Here is a 15,097-nt window from a genome sequence, read left to right as displayed (position 1 = left end):
TTTATTTCCCTCCAAAGAGCAGCGCAGTCGCGAGCGCTTCCAGATAGATCTGTGCCGGGGCATCATTAAAGACCGATTTCACGCCAGACCCGAGCGAGAGCTTCGCCCCTGCGGCACTGGAATCGAGTACTGTGGTGCGCTCCAAGGTGTCCGGCGACCCGCTCGTGATCAGCCCGATCCCCACTTCCCAGGCCGTCCCATCGATGATCACGTAGTAGCAGGGTTGGGCGGTACCGAACGCATTCACGAACGATCGGAACCCGGCGACGGGCCCCGCAAGATTCAGCGTCCCCGTCCCTGTCGTCGTACTGGTTTCTTTCACCCGCGCTTTGATCATGCCGGGGCCCCTTCGGAGCGCCAAGCAGACGGCATGTGCCGGGCCGTCGCGCGGGCAATCTCACGCCCATTCAGATACACGGGCACTTCAATGCGCTGCGAAGAGCCCCCGCCCGATCCGAACGCCTGTTGCATAAAGGCCGCGCCGCGGCCATTGAGCGGAATGATGGCTTCCTGCCCATGCAGGGTCGCTGGCGTCCCGCTGCCGAAATTGCCGATGCCGCCTTCCTTAAATCCAAGATTGCCGGTGGCCGCTAAGGCGACCGCGATGGCAGCCACGCCAACGAGGATGGCCCCGGCATAGGGAATACCGAACACCGTGGCGGTCAAGGCTTCAGCGATCGCGCTCAAGACACCCATGACGAATGTGCCAACGGCCGTGAGCGCAGTCACAAGCGCGCCCGATATCGCCGTAAATCCTGCCGCCACCGAGGCATAGGCACCGAGTATGGCCGCTGAGGCACCGGTCCAGATGGCGACACTGGCCCCAGCCGCCGCTGCATCGCTCGCCACCACGGCCGTATTCGTCGCCGTCTTGAGTCCGAGCTTCGCCGCCTCGCCAGCAGACACAATGCCCATCTCCACCGAGGCTGAGAGTGCCGCTTGCGCCACCTGCTGGACCCCGGCATTCAACGCCGCCTGCACGAGCGCGACCTGGGTTTGCTCCCAGACCGCCTGCAGGTTGCCGCCATGAACGGCCATCTGGGCGATGCCACCGGTCCAGGTCGAGACCATGGAGCCCATACTGAAGGCGTTGGAGGCTACGATGGCTTGCATTTGCGATTCGAAGAACGAGGGAAAGGCCTGCACGGCCTGGCGGCGCTTGGTGTCGGTATCGGTGTCCAAGCTCTGCAACGCCTGCGCTTTGCGCTGTTCGTTGAAGATTGTCTCGTCAATACGGACTCGCTCTCGTTCGGCTTCTGCGTCGATCAGCGCGAAGCGTTGTTGCCTGGCAGCATCGGAGGCTCCAATCAAGCCCGCTTCGCTCTGGAAGAGCGCATGCTGCGCGGCGTCGAGGGATTGCGTATCCTGCACGGCGATGTCCAGTGCGTCGTTCCGGTGCAACCAGGACTCCGTGCCGGCCTGCACGATCGCGAGGCCTGCGGCATCCTGCTCCATCGTCTGCAGGATCGCTTGGTCTCGCGTGAGTTCCGGCATGATGGTGAGGAGGTTCTGGAGCGCGGCCTCTTTATGTTTGATAGCCTCGACGAAGGGGCCGCTATCCGGAGGCTTCGAGAGCTCCAAGTTCAGCATCCGGACTCGATCTTCTTCTTCGACCATCATGGCGAAGTTGGCGTTGCGTTCCGCGGTCTCGCGCTGAAAGATGGTCGTCGTGATCTTGCCGAGCGCCTCCTGGGCATGGCCTTCGCTCTGCAGCAGCTTGTATTTGGCGATGAGCTGATCGCGGATCTTGAGGCCGAGCGCTTCCTGCTGCTGCCCGCTGGAAAGGGCGAAGTCTGCGACGTGGGTATCCTGCTGTGGGCCTGTGACGGCTGGGGGGAAGAGCGGCGTGGGAGCCGCACGCCCCGCAACAGGACCCAGCAGAGCTGAGGAGATGAGCGGATGGTTCTTCTTGAATTCCTCAAAGAAGTCACTCACCGCAGATCTCGACGTGACCAGCGAATTGGTCATTCTGGCAATCGACTCGGTGGTGGCGTTAATGGCCGCCTCCACGGAAGACGCAAACGTGGCCGACAGTTGCAGCTTGAGTCCCTGGAGCGACACACCAAGACGATCTGAGGCGTCGTCCACGGCCGTGAGGGCGGAGACTTGTTGTGTGGACAGCACCACGCCGAACCGTTCAGAGGCGGCACGCGAGGCATCGAACGCGGCCGCGCCACGATTCAGCATCGGAATCATGTCGAGCCCGGCTTTCCCGAAGAGTGTGACCGCCAGCCGCGCTTTGTCGGCTCCGTCAGGCAAATCCTTGAACTTATCGGCGACGGCCCGGATGGTCGATTCTGTCGACCCCAGTGCCGTGATCGAGATGCCGAGCTCGTCGAACGTGGTCGCGGCTTGGCTCGCCGGATTGCGCGCCTCGATCATCTGTTTCGACAGCGTGCGCATACCTCCAGAGAGAGTCTCGGCCTGGAAGCTGTTTTCGGCCATGATGACGGACCATTGCTGGAGGCTCTGCAGCGCAATGCCGGTCTTCTGGCTCAACTGGTCGATCGCTTCGATCTGCTGTCCGGCGCTGGTCGTCATGAGCACCGCGGCCGTAGCCGCGGCGACAAATCCACCCGCCAAGACCCCGGCGGCCGCCGCGCCGCCCTTGGCCAGGTCCGTAAAGGCATCGAGCGCACGATTCACGCCGCCCCCGAGCGATTGGCCGGCCGTAGCGGAACTGTCGACGAACTTGTCGACGGACGCCTGCGCGCGATCAAGATTCTTGATCAGATTGTTCGTGTCGGCGATGAGTTCGAGGACGAGCTTGCTCATGAACGGCCCTTCGACTGCTGCAGCGTGGCGAGATCCTGAAACGCCCGGAGCACGGAGGCGCCCACGTCCGGCGCATCATCCTTCTCCGCCTCTGTCACCATGGTGCGCGGCATAAAATCCTCGGCGCTGAAGGCCTGCTGACTCTTCTTGGTCCGGTTCACGTTCGCCACGACGCTGGCGATCAACCCGGCCCGCCAAAATCCTGCCGGTGGGCCGAAGGGCTCCAACTCGGCATAGGCCTGCCACTCGCGTAGCTTCCTGGCGCTCAACTGCTGTGCGAGACGGTCCGGATCGGCATAGCCCAACGCCAGCGCTAGACGGAAGCGGAAGCGTCGGTCGGGGTCGTCTCGGAAGTTTTTTTTAGTTCGTCGGCATCCTCCGCCCGCATCCCGGACAGCCGCTGCGCAATGGCACAGAGCCGGTCGAGCACCGCCGCGCTCTTGGTGCCTAACTTGATGATGTCGGACTCCGTGAAGATCGGTTGCCGATCGGCCGTGACCAGGGTGCGCACCAACAGCTTGGCCCGGAGATGGTCCAGGTTCACCGTGCGCTTGTTCCCCTTGATCTCGATGATCGACTTGTCGTAGGCGTCCTTCGCGGCGCCCGTGAGCCCGCAGACGATGACGTGCCCCTTCCATTCTGGCACCGACACGGTTTCCGTCAGGATGTCGTCGGCGTTGAGAATGTCGTCTTTTGAGAGAAACTCCATGGTCCCTTTCCGTGCCCTGCTCCTGGCGCGCGCGGCGCGCCAGGATCTCGGACGCTGTGCTAGGTCAGTCGAATGATGCAGAACTGAATGTTGGCATCGCTGCCGGTCAGATAGAACATGCCGTCGCTCTGAATCCATCCTTCTTGCTGGTCGAGCAAGAAGGCGATCTGCTTGCCGGCCGCGATGGAATAGGTCGTGATGTCGCCACTGCGCTTCCGGGCATCGGCAGAGCTGGTCAACGTGACGGTGAAGGGCGTCGTCGCATGAACATTGCGGGCCAGCACGATGTATTTGCCGGTCCCGAGCGCGAACTGGTTCAAGTTCGACGCATCGGCGGCTTGCCAGGCGAGGTCCAGCGCCAAGGCGGACACCGGCAACGTGGGATAAGGCCCGAGCGGGGTGATGATCGATGCAGCGGGGATCGTCGTGCGTGCCATAGAGCCTCCTTATAATCGGTCGAACGTCGTCACATATCGTCGTTAGCTGAACGTCGGCGCACCGGTGCAGCGAATGCTGATCTTCTGCGTGATCGCATCGTCCGTCGGAAATTCGAACGGCGCGGACTTCACGTAGCCCGCAAAACTGATGGTCTGAATCGCGCCAGGCAGCACGATCTGCCAGTTGCGCTTGGTGCGCGCGAGGAAGTCTTGCCGCAGTCCGATATGGGTCGGATCGCTGGGCACATAGTTCGTTTCAAACTCCACCGACCCGGCGTCGATGAGGGTCAAGATGTATTCCTTGAACGCGCCGGCAGCGGCCGAGCTGTGCGTGGTGACATCGGCCTCGTCGGTCTCCATGGAGGGACCGCTGATGGAGCGGACTTCGCCCACCGTCGTGAACGTCTCCGGGGCGCCACCGTCTCCGCGCTTGAGTAGGGTGCCGTATCCTGAAATTGCTTGCGTGGCCATTGCGGTCCTCCTTGTTCGTCGTTAGGCGCGGCTGTGTTGCACGGTCCATTGGCAGAGGGCTTGTGCCCACGGCCCGGCGGCCGTGGTCGCCTCGTCGGTCGTGATACTGTCCGGCTTGATATTCCACACGAGACCCTGCAGATCCGGATGACTGGCGAGACCCATGACAATGTCGTGCGCATCTTCGATCATGGCGTCCAGCACCGCGCGTGGATCCGCCGTGTCGTAGGCGTAGAGCACGAGCTTCAGCGTCAGGCTCGCATCCCGCTTCGCCTGCGTGAATCCCTGCATCTGCTCATCCGTGACCACGACACAATAGGTATTCGCCTGCTTCGTCTCTTGTTCGGTGAGAAAGCGTGGGCTCACGGCAAACGATTTCACGCGCACGCTCGCCTGGCCCTTGCGCACCGCCAATTGCTGCATCGCGGTGTCGCGCAGGATCGTTCGCGTGCTCACCGCTGGTGCGCTCATCGGCCCACCTGCTGCAGGACTTTGCCGAATTCACCTTCGGCCATGGCTTCCATGGATTGTCCGGCCGGGGCGATCACCGGGCGAGGCTTCAGGATGCCGCGCCCATGCGCCAGCGTGGCCCCATGCTCAAAGATGTTCAGCAGTCTCGGAAGCGGCGTAATCTGCCCCTTGATCTCGGCGGCCTTCACGCTCACCTTCGTCTGCATCTTGCGGGATTGCCGCTGCAGAAACCCCGTGCGCCGAGTGAACTGCGCGGTGATCTGCTGCCGGGCCTCTTTGCGGCCCACGTTCAACACGCGGCGCATCGCCTTCTTGATGTCCTGCACGGCGTCTTTCCCGGCCTTGGCGTAGTTGAGGAGTCCCGCGCCGTTGACCTTCATCCGCACGATCGCCATCAGGCTACCCCCAGATGCAGGCGGTAGTTCGCCAGGATGCCGTCCGCCAAACTCTCCCAGGCGAGATTCATGTACTGCACATTCCCATCGGCCACAGAGCGCGAACGAACCCCCACCAGGTTGTTCAGGCCCTTCTCGCGCGCCGCCCAGACCATTTCGATGGCGGCTTGCTCCAGATCCGTGGGGATCGTGGCGAAGCCGCCAGAGTAGGTGATCTTGATGTTCTGGATGCCATCCTGAAATCGCAGACGATCCAGCCGCACAATCCCTGCCTTGCTCTCCTCGGAATCCACAGCCGGGACCACATAGGATGTGACGGGAATCGGTGTGGCGTAGACCCTGAGCAGGTCGTCCCAGAGATTCGCGATGCTCGCGATCGGCGGACGCGCGACCATGATCAGCTCGCGCCAGTGACAGCCGCTGTAGTACTCCGTCACCGTCGCCTGCTCGAACTTGCGCTGACATTCCCGCTCCAGCCATTCCTGCACGGCCGTAATCAGGCGCGCCAGCTCGGCATCGTGCTCCTGGTTCTCAGGATCGATGCTGCGAAAGGCTTTGCAGGCTGGGACGGTGGTGATAGGCATGGGCTATCGTTTCCGTTTCGACACATGCACCTGGACGCTGCCAGGAAGCATCTCAGGCTCTGGATTGACGTAGGCCGCGACCCCCTCACCTTCGACGACTTGCTTCGCGAACTCCCGCGAGACGGCATACTCCACACCACTGAGATGTACCCCGCAGAGCGTGGCCCGCGAGGTGCTGAACCGGATAGTGACGAGCGAATCCTGGACCATGGTTAGGCCGTGCCCTCAATCGGGTTGGTGTGCGATTCGTATTTATCGAGTCCTTGCGCCACCGGCACCTTGCGGGCCCGATACTGCAACGCCCATATTGGGCCCCAGTCGCTGTTCGCGACCGCCCGTGTAATCACGCAGCGCACGTAGCGTTCGTTCGGGCGCTTGATGTCGATCGCCACAGATCTATTGTCATCGGTATCGATGAAGGCCTGGCTGGTGCCGATGAGATCCGCCGCGTCCGCCATATTCGAGACGGCTCCCTGCTGGGCCTTGATGGTCGCGGTCCCCGTTGCCAGGACCGTACCGGTCGAGGTCAGAAACACCACGCCGTCATAGCCCGACATATCGACGATGCCAGAGTTAATGGCGCTCGTCCCGGCGGCGGTGGCGTCATTGAGTTTGGTGATTTTCGTTTCTTCGAGTAGATTGCCGATCGGTCCCATAGTGCCTCCTCATCTCCGAGATTGATCCTGTCGCTGGCACCTCCGAAGAGGGGTCAGCGCGTGATCAGGATGCCGTCTTCACGTCGTCAGGCTTAGGCCTGGATTAGATGCTTGACCGGGTTGGTCCCCGCATCCACCAGATCACCGTCCGACCGCAAGAAGGCCAAGAACCCAACCTGCAGGGCGTCGGCGTAGCGCTCTTCCAGGCGAAGCAGGATCACGTTCCCTGCATCGCGAATGTGATAGTTCGAGAAATCTCCAAAGAGCACGCTCTTGAGGCCGGTCGTGGCCGCTGGCATGTCTTGGTTGATGATGTAGGGACGTCCCAGGATCGTGTCCGGCATCCCGTTCGCCATCGGAGCCCATACGGGCATATTGGATGAGTCTTTGAGCTTACGCACGAGACCGAGTGTGGTGAAGTTCAGCATGTAGCGCCCGCCGTCCTGGTAGGACGGATCGACGCTGTGCAGGAGATCGACCATTTCGTCGTAGGTGATCGCGGCGGCTCCGGCTGCGGTCTTGCCAAGGGTCGAGGCGGTGACGACGCCACGCGGCTTCGCAGACCCGTCACCCGTGGTGAAGTGCGTATTCTGAATACGCCCGATGCGCTGGCCGAGCTTGCGGCCGATGTAGACGTTCAGATCGACGGAGCTGTCTTGCAGCAATTGCCGCGAGACCTTGACGATTTTGGAGCTGTAGAGGAAGCTCTGCAGGACCACCTGGCCGAAGGTGATATCCCCATCGTTGTGCACCGTGTTTTCGTTAATGATCTCGCCGGCGACGGCCGTGTCGTTATCCGTGGGGATCGGAAGATCGGCACCGCTGGTCGTGGGCACAACGGTCGACACGGCGCGCATCCCGCCGAACGCCTTCATGGCTTCCACGATGGGGCGCATCGCTTCGTCGGGTACCGAGTAGCCTCCGCCTGCACCGGTCCCCACTCCCTGGGCCGCACGAATGTTCAGTCCACCGCCCATGCGCGGATCGCCCACATAGCGAGCGGACATGCGGGCGCGATCGTCGTCGCTCAGCCCGGCAATGCCGAAGCGCACATAGTTCAAGTACGCGGCATTGTTCTTTTTCGTGTCGTCCTCGGCCTGGTCCGGCGAGACATGCTCTCGTCCGGCTCGTTGTTCGATGCGGCGGCTGAGGTCCTGCTCGGCGCTCGATGCCCGTTCGTGCCGGTCCAACTCCGCCTTGATGGCGTCAGAATCGGCCATCATGGTATCGAACTTGGCCTCGTCCTCCTTGCTCATCTTCTCGTGCTTGAGAATCGCCTGCGCATCGGCGACGAGTTTGGCGCGCTGTTCCCGAAGGGCTTTGATTTTCTCGAACGACATGGAATCCTCCTTGGTTACTGTGACGGCTCGTTCCGCTCCACGAGCGCCAATCGTCGGCGCATGAGCGCGGCGCGGCGCGTGTTCTCGGCATCGGGTTGGGTCTCTGCTGGTGTCTCCGTCAACGCCTGCGGGACCTTGGCATAGCCGGAGAGATCGAATGCGCTGCGAGACTGCGCGTTGGTCGTGGTGCCAGCTACGGCATCGGCTAATCCTGCCGCCTTGGCTTCCTCAGCGGTAAACCAGGTTTCGGCATCCATCCAGGCCTGCGCTTGATCTTTCGTGACGCCCTGGCGCGTGGCGTAAATCCCGGCTAAGCTCCCGCCGATCTTGTCGAGCGTCAGGGCCATCTCGCGCATATCGGCAGCATTGCCGATCACGAGCGCCCAAGGGTTATGAATCATCAGGAAAGCCGACTCGCCCATCGTGACGGTCTGGCCAGCCATGGCAATGATGCTGCCGATGCTGGCCGCGATGCCGTCGATCTGTACGTTGATGGTGGCCCCGTGACTCTTCAGGCTGTTGAAAATAGCGAGACCGTCGAACACGTCGCCACCTGGGGTATTGATCCGGACGTTGATCGTCTTGACGGTAAGCGCTTGGAGTTCTTTGGCGAAATCAGCAGCCGTCACGCCGCCCCACCCGATGTAGTCATAGATCAGCACGTCGGCTTGATCGGACGCGACCTTGTTCTGAATAGAAAACCAGGAGCGGGCTGTGTCGTGGATGGCGCGAGCCTGTAATGATTTCAGCATCGGTCACTCCAGGTGAGTTTCGGCGCGACGGCGTCCCAGGCTGCGGCATCGGTCTGTTCGTCGAGCGCGTTGCGCGTCTGGCTTGGCGAAGCCGGTGTATTGATCAGCTGCTGCATGGGTGCGAGATTGGTTTGCACGAACAGCGTGTCACCACCCGGAACAGGCGACAGATCTTCAGCTTTCCGGATCTCGTTCGTGGTGAGCCAGCCGTTCTGGTGGCCGCTGGCGTAATAGGCGGATCGCGCGCCAGAGTCGCCACGCATGAGGCCCTGCACCTTGAACTGCGCGTAGAACGGCGAGCGCGGGAACAATTTCCGATTGAACTCCTGCTCAAACCGCGTGAGCCAGGGCAGCAACGTGAAGATGAGGAAGCCCAGCGTGTTCTGCTCGACGCCGGTTCCCCAACTGGTTTGCTTATCGGTGTGGCCGATCATGTGGGGTGGCACGCCGAAGAATCTGGCGATGTCCTCCACTTGGAATCGGCGCGTCTCCAGAAATTGCGCGTCTTCGCTGGTCATGCTGATATTCGTCACGTCGAGGCCCTCTTCGAGCACCATCGACTTGAAGGCGTTCGAGAGCCCGCCCTGCTGCTGATCGAACTGTGCCTTCAGGCGCGTCTGCGCATCTTTGCTGAGCGTCTTGGGGTGCTTCAGCACCACGCCGAGCCGCGCGCCATTCGAAAACAATTTCGAGCCGTGCTGTTCAGTGGCGAGCGCAAGACCGACCGCTTGACGAGCGGCCGCCGTGATGACCGACAGGCCCTTGACGCCGTCGAATCCGAGCCCTGGCACGTGGATCATATCGGACTGATCGATCGTTTCGGTCTGTCCGTTACCCACATCGACAGCATATTTATTCCGACCGTCAACTCGCTTGGGCTTGACCATCGTGTGATGAATCGGAAATAGATCCATGACTTGATTGGCGTGATTCCGCCCGATGGCGGCATAGGAATTTCCTCCCAGCAGCACGTTCGCCGTGAGGAATTCGCGCCAGGCGCAGGAGGTCATGGCGGGATTCGGCTCATCGTGCAGGAGGTAGTAGGGCAGCGTGTCGGGGACTTCCACGGAATCGCCGTTGGCTTTCCGGCGATAGACTTTCAAGGGGAGAGACCCGATGGTTTTCGCGATCAGCATCACGCAGCCATAGACCGCGCTGGTCCGCATGCTGCTCTGCTCACTGACTTGCACGCCGGCATCGGTGGTGCCGCCGAACAGGTCGACGAGCCACGACGCCGGATTGCTCAGGGTCGTGCTCGGGTTTTCAGGCGAGGCGTTCGAGACGGCGTTGGATCGTTCCCAGAACTTCCAGTTCATGGTGCTGTGATAACAGCATCAACGAACGTCCGATACGTCAGTTTGTCCCGTAATGTCCCGCAACGTCTCAAAACGTCTGGGTATGTCTCGGAAAATGTTCAATGGCAAAATCGAGATGATTTACTCTCCGAGCAGGTATTTGGAGGCGAACTGACACCACTGTGGATTATCTCTGAATCCGCCAACACCGCGATTGCAATGTGTGCAGAGCAGTCCACGCACACGTCCAGTCGTATGGCAGTGATCGACATGCAGCGAACCGCGGTCGGACGGCGCCTGCTTGCAGATGGCACAGGCGCCGCCCTGCGCCGTCAATAGCGCATCGTGCCCATCTAGGCCAATCCCATAGTTTCGACGTAAATACAGGTCGCGTGACCGCCGACCAGTTTCCGTGTACCGATCTGAAGGGAGAGCTAGAGGAACTGGCGATGCTGGCTCACTCAAGGCTATCGACCTCGGAATCGGTGGATAGTCAACCCTGTCAAGATTGATTATTCTCATGCCTTCTCTCCTTATATGCACTAAAGATACTTCTTAATCGATTCGGTCAACGGCCTCCGTCTCCCGCTGGGCGTCGACTTATATTCCAGCTTCCCCTCGGTCATATACCGATCGATTGTGCGCGGCGTGACCTCCAGGAGAAACGCCGCTTCCTCACGTAGCATCTTCGTCTTACGTAACAATTCGTTCGGGTCATACATTTGTCCGGCCTTCCGTGTCCGGCGTATCGCCATTGGATGAGCCTCCTAGTGTGAGCAGGCCTCGGGACTCATACACCGAGGTGGTGGTGGTATGCCGCATGGCGCGATCGAGCGCGAGCAGAATGCCAATGATGCCGTCGATCTTCCCTTGACTGCTCGCCTTATCTGGCTTCAGGTTGCCGGCGGGATCCTCGCGCACGGCGACGTTGTTCGCCATCCACTTGAGTACCGGATGCCCGCCGTGGTGCAGCTGCTTTTCAAGTAGACGGCGCTCGAATTCCTTGCAGGGCCCGGCCATGCTCATGAAGCCCATGCCGCAGGCGGCGACCGTGAGGCCCTCGTCGGCCAATTGCATGGAGAGCTGATAGCCCTGAAACAGCCGGTCGACGGCGACTTCCTGCAGCTGAAAATTCTGCGCGTCCTCCAGGATCTGCGCTTTGATCGTGTCGTAGTCGATGGCGTTGCCCGGCGTGGTCAGGAGCCAACCATCGCGGGACCAGGCCTGATATTGATCGCGGTATTGGTTGCGCGTTTCGTCGTGCAGTCGCGCCTCCGGACACCACAACCGTGGCACGATCGTGATGCGGTCAGTCACCACAGGGTCTGGAAACATCAGCACCCAGGCGGTGAGATCCGAGACGCTGGAGAGGTCGAGCCCGCCATAACAGAGTCTCCCGCGCAGCGCCTCCTCATCGATGGGTGGACCCGCGTTGGCGTCCCAGAGCAGCATGTCGATCCAGCGACTGACTTGCTGGGTCCACTTGTTGAGATCGAGCCGGAGAAAGCTGTTGAGCTTCGCCGGCATGTTCTTGGCCTTGCGGGCCTGGTCCTGCATGTAATCGAGCTTCTTGCTCACGCCCAGGTTCGGGTTGGCTTTGAACCAGTTCCGCTCGTCCTGCCAATCGTCGCCCTCGTCCATCGACGCGATGAAGGCGAAATAGGTATCGTCGGTGATGATCTTCCTCAGCACCTGCTCTGCGTAGACGTGTTGCTCCCAGCAGATGCTGGCCGCCGACTGATCGGTCCCGGCGGTGGTGATGGCAAACAACATCGGCTGCCGGCGGGCACTCGTGCCGGTCTCCATTAGATCGAAGACGCCCCGCGTCTTGTGCGCGTGCAGCTCGTCGATGACGACCCCATGCACGTTCAAGCCGTCGAGGGTGTCTTCGTCGGCGCCGAGCGGTTCATATTTCTGGTACTTCTCCAGCCGGCTGAGGTTGTTCTTAAACACTTGGATGCGCTCGGACAGCGCCGGCGTGGCCCGGACCATGCGCATCGCCTCGCTCCAGACGATCAGCGCCTGATCGTGCTTGGTCGCGGCAGAATAAACTTCGGCCCCGTCCTCTCCGTCGGCAAAGGCAAGCTTGAGCCCGACGCCGGCGGCCTTCGTCGATTTTCCGTTCTTCCGGGGGACCTCTTCGTAGACCGTACGGAAGCGGCGGTACCCGGAGGCGTTCATCCAGCCAAACGGTACCCAGATGGTGAACATCTGCCAGGGCTCCAGCCTGAATTCCTGACCGGCCCATTCGCCCTTGCTGTGCTTGAGGTAGAAAAAGAACTCGACCGCCTCTTCGGCCTTCGCCGGATCGAACCGCAGGCCGCGGCCAGGGCCCTCGCGCAGATCGTCGACCTGCCGCTGCACCGCCAGGCGAATCAGTTCCCCTGCCGGGATGGTCCCATCTAGCACGCCAGCCATATACCGCTGCACCGTCTGCGCAATCGGCGACAACGGCGCAGGTGGTGGCACAGTGCTCTTACGGCGCCTGCGCGGCACAGCAGTCTCGGTGGTGATGGTGGTCACGACATGCTCTCTTCTTTCACGGTAATTTCTCGTTTGCAATGCGCGCAACGCAGCCAGACGCGCCAATAGTAATCCCCGTTCGAATGTTCATGATTCACCTCCATCCGAACCCGCAGATGCCATCCGATCAGACATCTCACGTACAGCAACAGGTCACGTGCTCTGCGCATGGCCCTTGACCTCCCCCGTCTCGCGATGTACGAACCAATAGCTGCAGCGCGGCAGGCCGTCGATATCCTCCGGCAGAGACGGCTTGTCACGGCAATAGTCCGGCTTCGTGTCGTTGATCGAGCAGCGATCGCCATCCAGCTTCGGACAGGGCATCAACACCGGCCCGCGAATCTGAAACACGGGAATTCCTCCGAGCTGCTCAATGCGCCCAGTCGGCTCGCCATAGCGCACCCGGCCATAGGCCTCGTCGGCGATCGGCACGCCCACGGTGATGAGATTCGTCGCCTGCCGGCAGCAATCCCCGCACTGGTTGCACTCGCCCTGCCGGATCCAGCCAGACTCCGGCTCCCACGCTGCTCGATGTTCGTCGGTCATCCTCTCTCCCTCTCTGCAGACGTCTGCGCTCATGATTGCGGACCCTTAATTCTCATACGTCAACCTTGCTGTGATCTCGCACAAACTCAGGATGCTCCTGCCGCCACTCGGCCCAGCTGTCATCGGTCAACTTCCATTGGATCCATTCCGGAAGATCGGGCTTCGCATCAAACGGCCGCTTGCGCTGCTTACACCTCGTGCACAACATCGGCAATCGAGCCGAGAGAACTCGGTGTGCCTCGCAGAAGTACAATCCGCAACCGCGCTCCCCGCCATACGGCTCACCGCCGCAGACATAACTCAGGCCACGGTTAATCTCTTCATTGCAGACCGGATGATCGCACTCCGCCGGCACGCCGTAGCCGATGTCACGCTGCCACTTGTCGTCATAGCCGATCGACCAGCCCACGAGATCCCTCCCTGTCTACGCCATCAACCGGGCAATCCCTGGCAGTTCCGTCTGTTTCTCATTAGGAAGTTGCTTAACTCGCGTATGCCCGACCGGAGAGGCGCCTAACTCGCTCAGAGCGCGCTGATAGGCTGTGCGGGCCCGGTTCTTAATGCCGATCTCTGGCCGCTCGCGAGTCATCGATGGACCTTTTGCACTCACGGTCTCATAAGTCAGTTTGCCGTCCTTCAATACGTCCATCGCGGTGCGCATCTCGCTATAGGCGTCACAGGCCACCAGCACCATGCCGGCCGACGCAGGCGATAGAATCTTTGAAAGCGTCGAGACGAGTCGATCCCATTCTTGCGATGCGTATTCGTCGAGATAATCGGGCTTCTCTAGCTCCGACGCAGTGAACGGCGCCGCGGACCCTGATGGCAATCCGGGCGAAGTCGGTCGCTTGCCGGGGTTGCCACTGAGCAGTTTCATCTCGACATCTTTAGGCTTTCGACCCTTCATGATAGGCCTCCCAATGCGCTGGATAGCGCAACCGTTTCACCGCTATTCATCATCATTCCTGCATCTTTTTGTTTTGCAATTTCGCGGCGGCATAGCGTGAGGGAAGACAGTCGGTCTAGAGTCAAAACACCTAGAGATTCGACCCCCCTACCCCCTATCAGCATTGCTGCGCTCCCTTCCTGTCTTGATATTGTGGCAGCGCTTACACAAAGGCTGTAGGTTGCGTTCGTCATCCGTCCCACCATTTGCCCTTGGCATCTTGTGATCAACGTCTGTGGTGGCAGCGGCGCACTTGCAGCAGTACGGATGACGCTTGATATAGTCCTTCCTGAACTGCTGCCACTTGTATCCATAGCCGCGCTGCGTCGAGCTTCCACGTCGATCGTCATACAGCCTCACATCTGGTGTTGGCCTCGCCTTCCGCTGATGCGTCGAACATGGGCCAATCACGGGACATCCGGAGAATGAACAGGGTCTTAATGGCAGATTCGGCATGTCATTTCCCTCATCATGCAGCCTTCTCCTCTGCGGCCACGATCGTCTCGACGCCTTGCAGAACGGGCCAGATCAGCTCAGCATCCCAACCCCACCAGCCCAACGAGGGATAGGCGCGCTGCATCCCTTCCAACCATTGGGTGAACAAATCAAAATCCCTGGCCTGCGCGGGATAGTTGCAACAGCGGGCATGCCATCGGCAGTAGTGATCCTTCCCTTCGAGCGTCGTACTCACCGGCATCTGGCAGACGCCATCCCACGGACAGAGTCGCCACGTCAGACCCGTCGATGGATTCAGGATGGTTCGCATCGTCATGGACCACTCCCTGCACTTGCCTGATCCAGACCAGCTATCGGTGCAGCATGCGGCGCCCGATTCATTTTCCCTTGGATCGCCCTCAGTTTGTACCGATGCTCTGCGCAATACCTCGACGGATGCGCCGCATATTCCTCACAGCCTCCGCCGTTCACCCAGACACACCGCGCTTGTGGAGGCGCGGTCTGAGCGGGTGGCTTGGCCGGTTCAATCCAATCTCTCCAAGGCTCCTGCCCATGACCGTCCCGCAGAAACCGCTTCGGGTCTTTCGCACTAATCCCCTGTGTTCAGCGACAATTAGAATTGCGGGGTAACGACAACTAGAATTGCGGGGTGCCGCGCCTCCTAACCGCCAGTCCTGTACCCTCTTCGCTCTACCAAGGGAGGGCGCATGGTCACGGACCGGCAAGTGAGGAGACTGATAA

20 protein-coding genes are annotated in these 15,097 nt (G+C 60.8%); all 20 read right to left on the bottom strand.

What is annotated here, in order from left to right:
- Position 1 precedes the first annotated feature (1 nt).
- The 20 genes from Q8N00_00395 to Q8N00_00300 all read right to left on the bottom strand — a co-directional run bounded on the left by Q8N00_00395 (position 2) and on the right by Q8N00_00300 (position 14,672).
- Positions 2-337, bottom strand: coding sequence for a hypothetical protein (locus Q8N00_00395; protein MDP2381241.1), 336 nt, complete (start codon positions 335-337; stop codon positions 2-4).
- On the bottom strand, positions 334-2,775 hold the full coding sequence (locus tag Q8N00_00390) for a hypothetical protein (GenBank protein MDP2381240.1): 2,442 nt from the start codon (positions 2,773-2,775) through the stop codon (positions 334-336). The genes Q8N00_00395 and Q8N00_00390 overlap by 4 nt, the downstream gene beginning before the upstream one ends.
- Positions 2,772-3,080, bottom strand: coding sequence for a hypothetical protein (locus tag Q8N00_00385; GenBank protein ID MDP2381239.1), 309 nt, complete (start codon positions 3,078-3,080; stop codon positions 2,772-2,774). Before Q8N00_00385 ends, Q8N00_00390 begins: the two co-directional genes overlap by 4 nt.
- 8 nt (positions 3,081-3,088) lie before the next feature.
- On the bottom strand, positions 3,089-3,484 hold the full coding sequence (locus Q8N00_00380) for a hypothetical protein (protein MDP2381238.1): 396 nt from the start codon (positions 3,482-3,484) through the stop codon (positions 3,089-3,091).
- Between the two features lie 59 nt (positions 3,485-3,543).
- A complete protein-coding gene (locus Q8N00_00375; protein MDP2381237.1) occupies positions 3,544-3,921 on the bottom strand; it encodes a hypothetical protein in 378 nt (125 codons plus the stop codon).
- Between the two features lie 42 nt (positions 3,922-3,963).
- The gene (locus Q8N00_00370; protein ID MDP2381236.1) at positions 3,964-4,392 is read right to left on the bottom strand and encodes a phage tail tube protein; all 429 of its coding nucleotides are present in this window, start codon (positions 4,390-4,392) and stop codon (positions 3,964-3,966) included.
- A gap of 21 nt (positions 4,393-4,413) precedes the next feature.
- Entirely contained in the window at positions 4,414-4,863 is a 450-nt protein-coding gene (locus tag Q8N00_00365) for a hypothetical protein (protein MDP2381235.1), read from the bottom strand.
- Positions 4,860-5,258, bottom strand: coding sequence for a hypothetical protein (locus Q8N00_00360; protein ID MDP2381234.1), 399 nt, complete (start codon positions 5,256-5,258; stop codon positions 4,860-4,862). Before Q8N00_00360 ends, Q8N00_00365 begins: the two co-directional genes overlap by 4 nt.
- Positions 5,258-5,842, bottom strand: coding sequence for a hypothetical protein (locus Q8N00_00355; GenBank protein ID MDP2381233.1), 585 nt, complete (start codon positions 5,840-5,842; stop codon positions 5,258-5,260). Before Q8N00_00355 ends, Q8N00_00360 begins: the two co-directional genes overlap by 1 nt.
- Before the next feature lie 3 nt (positions 5,843-5,845).
- A complete protein-coding gene (locus Q8N00_00350; GenBank protein ID MDP2381232.1) occupies positions 5,846-6,052 on the bottom strand; it encodes a hypothetical protein in 207 nt (68 codons plus the stop codon).
- Positions 6,053-6,054: 2 nt separating this feature from the next.
- Complete coding sequence (locus Q8N00_00345) at positions 6,055-6,498, bottom strand: hypothetical protein (GenBank protein ID MDP2381231.1); 444 nt, start codon at positions 6,496-6,498, stop codon at positions 6,055-6,057.
- A gap of 92 nt (positions 6,499-6,590) precedes the next feature.
- Positions 6,591-7,838 carry a phage major capsid protein gene (locus Q8N00_00340; GenBank protein ID MDP2381230.1) on the bottom strand — a complete coding sequence of 416 codons (1,248 nt, stop codon included), beginning with the start codon at positions 7,836-7,838 and terminating at the stop codon, positions 6,591-6,593.
- A 14-nt stretch (positions 7,839-7,852) separates the two neighbouring features.
- Positions 7,853-8,590, bottom strand: coding sequence for a Clp protease ClpP (locus Q8N00_00335; protein MDP2381229.1), 738 nt, complete (start codon positions 8,588-8,590; stop codon positions 7,853-7,855).
- A complete protein-coding gene (locus Q8N00_00330; protein ID MDP2381228.1) occupies positions 8,584-9,906 on the bottom strand; it encodes a phage portal protein in 1,323 nt (440 codons plus the stop codon). The genes Q8N00_00335 and Q8N00_00330 overlap by 7 nt, the downstream gene beginning before the upstream one ends.
- Positions 9,907-10,427: 521 nt before the next feature.
- Complete coding sequence (locus tag Q8N00_00325; protein ID MDP2381227.1) at positions 10,428-10,640, bottom strand: hypothetical protein; 213 nt, start codon at positions 10,638-10,640, stop codon at positions 10,428-10,430.
- Positions 10,600-12,408, bottom strand: coding sequence for a terminase large subunit (locus Q8N00_00320; GenBank protein MDP2381226.1), 1,809 nt, complete (start codon positions 12,406-12,408; stop codon positions 10,600-10,602). The genes Q8N00_00325 and Q8N00_00320 overlap by 41 nt, the downstream gene beginning before the upstream one ends.
- A 153-nt stretch (positions 12,409-12,561) precedes the next feature.
- Positions 12,562-12,954 (bottom strand): YkgJ family cysteine cluster protein, encoded by a 393-nt coding sequence (locus tag Q8N00_00315; GenBank protein MDP2381225.1) that lies wholly within the window; start codon positions 12,952-12,954, stop codon positions 12,562-12,564.
- 52 nt (positions 12,955-13,006) lie between these two features.
- On the bottom strand, positions 13,007-13,363 hold the full coding sequence (locus tag Q8N00_00310) for a hypothetical protein (protein MDP2381224.1): 357 nt from the start codon (positions 13,361-13,363) through the stop codon (positions 13,007-13,009).
- A 15-nt stretch (positions 13,364-13,378) separates the two neighbouring features.
- Entirely contained in the window at positions 13,379-13,861 is a 483-nt protein-coding gene (locus Q8N00_00305) for a P27 family phage terminase small subunit (protein ID MDP2381223.1), read from the bottom strand.
- Between the two features lie 508 nt (positions 13,862-14,369).
- Complete coding sequence (locus Q8N00_00300; protein MDP2381222.1) at positions 14,370-14,672, bottom strand: hypothetical protein; 303 nt, start codon at positions 14,670-14,672, stop codon at positions 14,370-14,372.
- Positions 14,673-15,097: the final 425 nt, after the last annotated feature.

The sequence above is a fragment of the Nitrospirota bacterium genome (assembly GCA_030684575.1).
Taxonomy (GTDB): Bacteria; Nitrospirota; Nitrospiria; order Nitrospirales; family Nitrospiraceae; genus Palsa-1315.
The sequence above is the reverse complement of the archived record's forward strand: the minus strand, read 5'-3'. Positions and strand labels throughout refer to the sequence as shown.

Bases quoted from the DNA above. Each gene is read 5' to 3' on its own strand.
- Q8N00_00395 (MDP2381241.1), bottom strand. From the start codon at position 337: ATGATCAAAGCGCGGGTGAAAGAAACCAGTACGACGACAGGGACGGGG.
- Q8N00_00390 (MDP2381240.1), bottom strand. From the start codon at position 2,775: ATGAGCAAGCTCGTCCTCGAACTCATCGCCGACACGAACAATCTGATC.
- Q8N00_00380 (MDP2381238.1), bottom strand. From the start codon at position 3,484: ATGGAGTTTCTCTCAAAAGACGACATTCTCAACGCCGACGACATCCTG.
- Q8N00_00375 (MDP2381237.1), bottom strand. From the start codon at position 3,921: ATGGCACGCACGACGATCCCCGCTGCATCGATCATCACCCCGCTCGGG.
- Q8N00_00370 (MDP2381236.1), bottom strand. From the start codon at position 4,392: ATGGCCACGCAAGCAATTTCAGGATACGGCACCCTACTCAAGCGCGGA.
- Q8N00_00365 (MDP2381235.1), bottom strand. From the start codon at position 4,863: ATGAGCGCACCAGCGGTGAGCACGCGAACGATCCTGCGCGACACCGCG.
- Q8N00_00360 (MDP2381234.1), bottom strand. From the start codon at position 5,258: ATGGCGATCGTGCGGATGAAGGTCAACGGCGCGGGACTCCTCAACTAC.
- Q8N00_00355 (MDP2381233.1), bottom strand. From the start codon at position 5,842: ATGCCTATCACCACCGTCCCAGCCTGCAAAGCCTTTCGCAGCATCGAT.
- Q8N00_00350 (MDP2381232.1), bottom strand. From the start codon at position 6,052: ATGGTCCAGGATTCGCTCGTCACTATCCGGTTCAGCACCTCGCGGGCC.
- Q8N00_00345 (MDP2381231.1), bottom strand. From the start codon at position 6,498: ATGGGACCGATCGGCAATCTACTCGAAGAAACGAAAATCACCAAACTC.
- Q8N00_00340 (MDP2381230.1), bottom strand. From the start codon at position 7,838: ATGTCGTTCGAGAAAATCAAAGCCCTTCGGGAACAGCGCGCCAAACTC.
- Q8N00_00335 (MDP2381229.1), bottom strand. From the start codon at position 8,590: ATGCTGAAATCATTACAGGCTCGCGCCATCCACGACACAGCCCGCTCC.
- Q8N00_00330 (MDP2381228.1), bottom strand. From the start codon at position 9,906: ATGAACTGGAAGTTCTGGGAACGATCCAACGCCGTCTCGAACGCCTCG.
- Q8N00_00325 (MDP2381227.1), bottom strand. From the start codon at position 10,640: ATGGCGATACGCCGGACACGGAAGGCCGGACAAATGTATGACCCGAAC.
- Q8N00_00315 (MDP2381225.1), bottom strand. From the start codon at position 12,954: ATGACCGACGAACATCGAGCAGCGTGGGAGCCGGAGTCTGGCTGGATC.
- Q8N00_00305 (MDP2381223.1), bottom strand. From the start codon at position 13,861: ATGAAGGGTCGAAAGCCTAAAGATGTCGAGATGAAACTGCTCAGTGGC.
- Q8N00_00300 (MDP2381222.1), bottom strand. From the start codon at position 14,672: ATGACGATGCGAACCATCCTGAATCCATCGACGGGTCTGACGTGGCGA.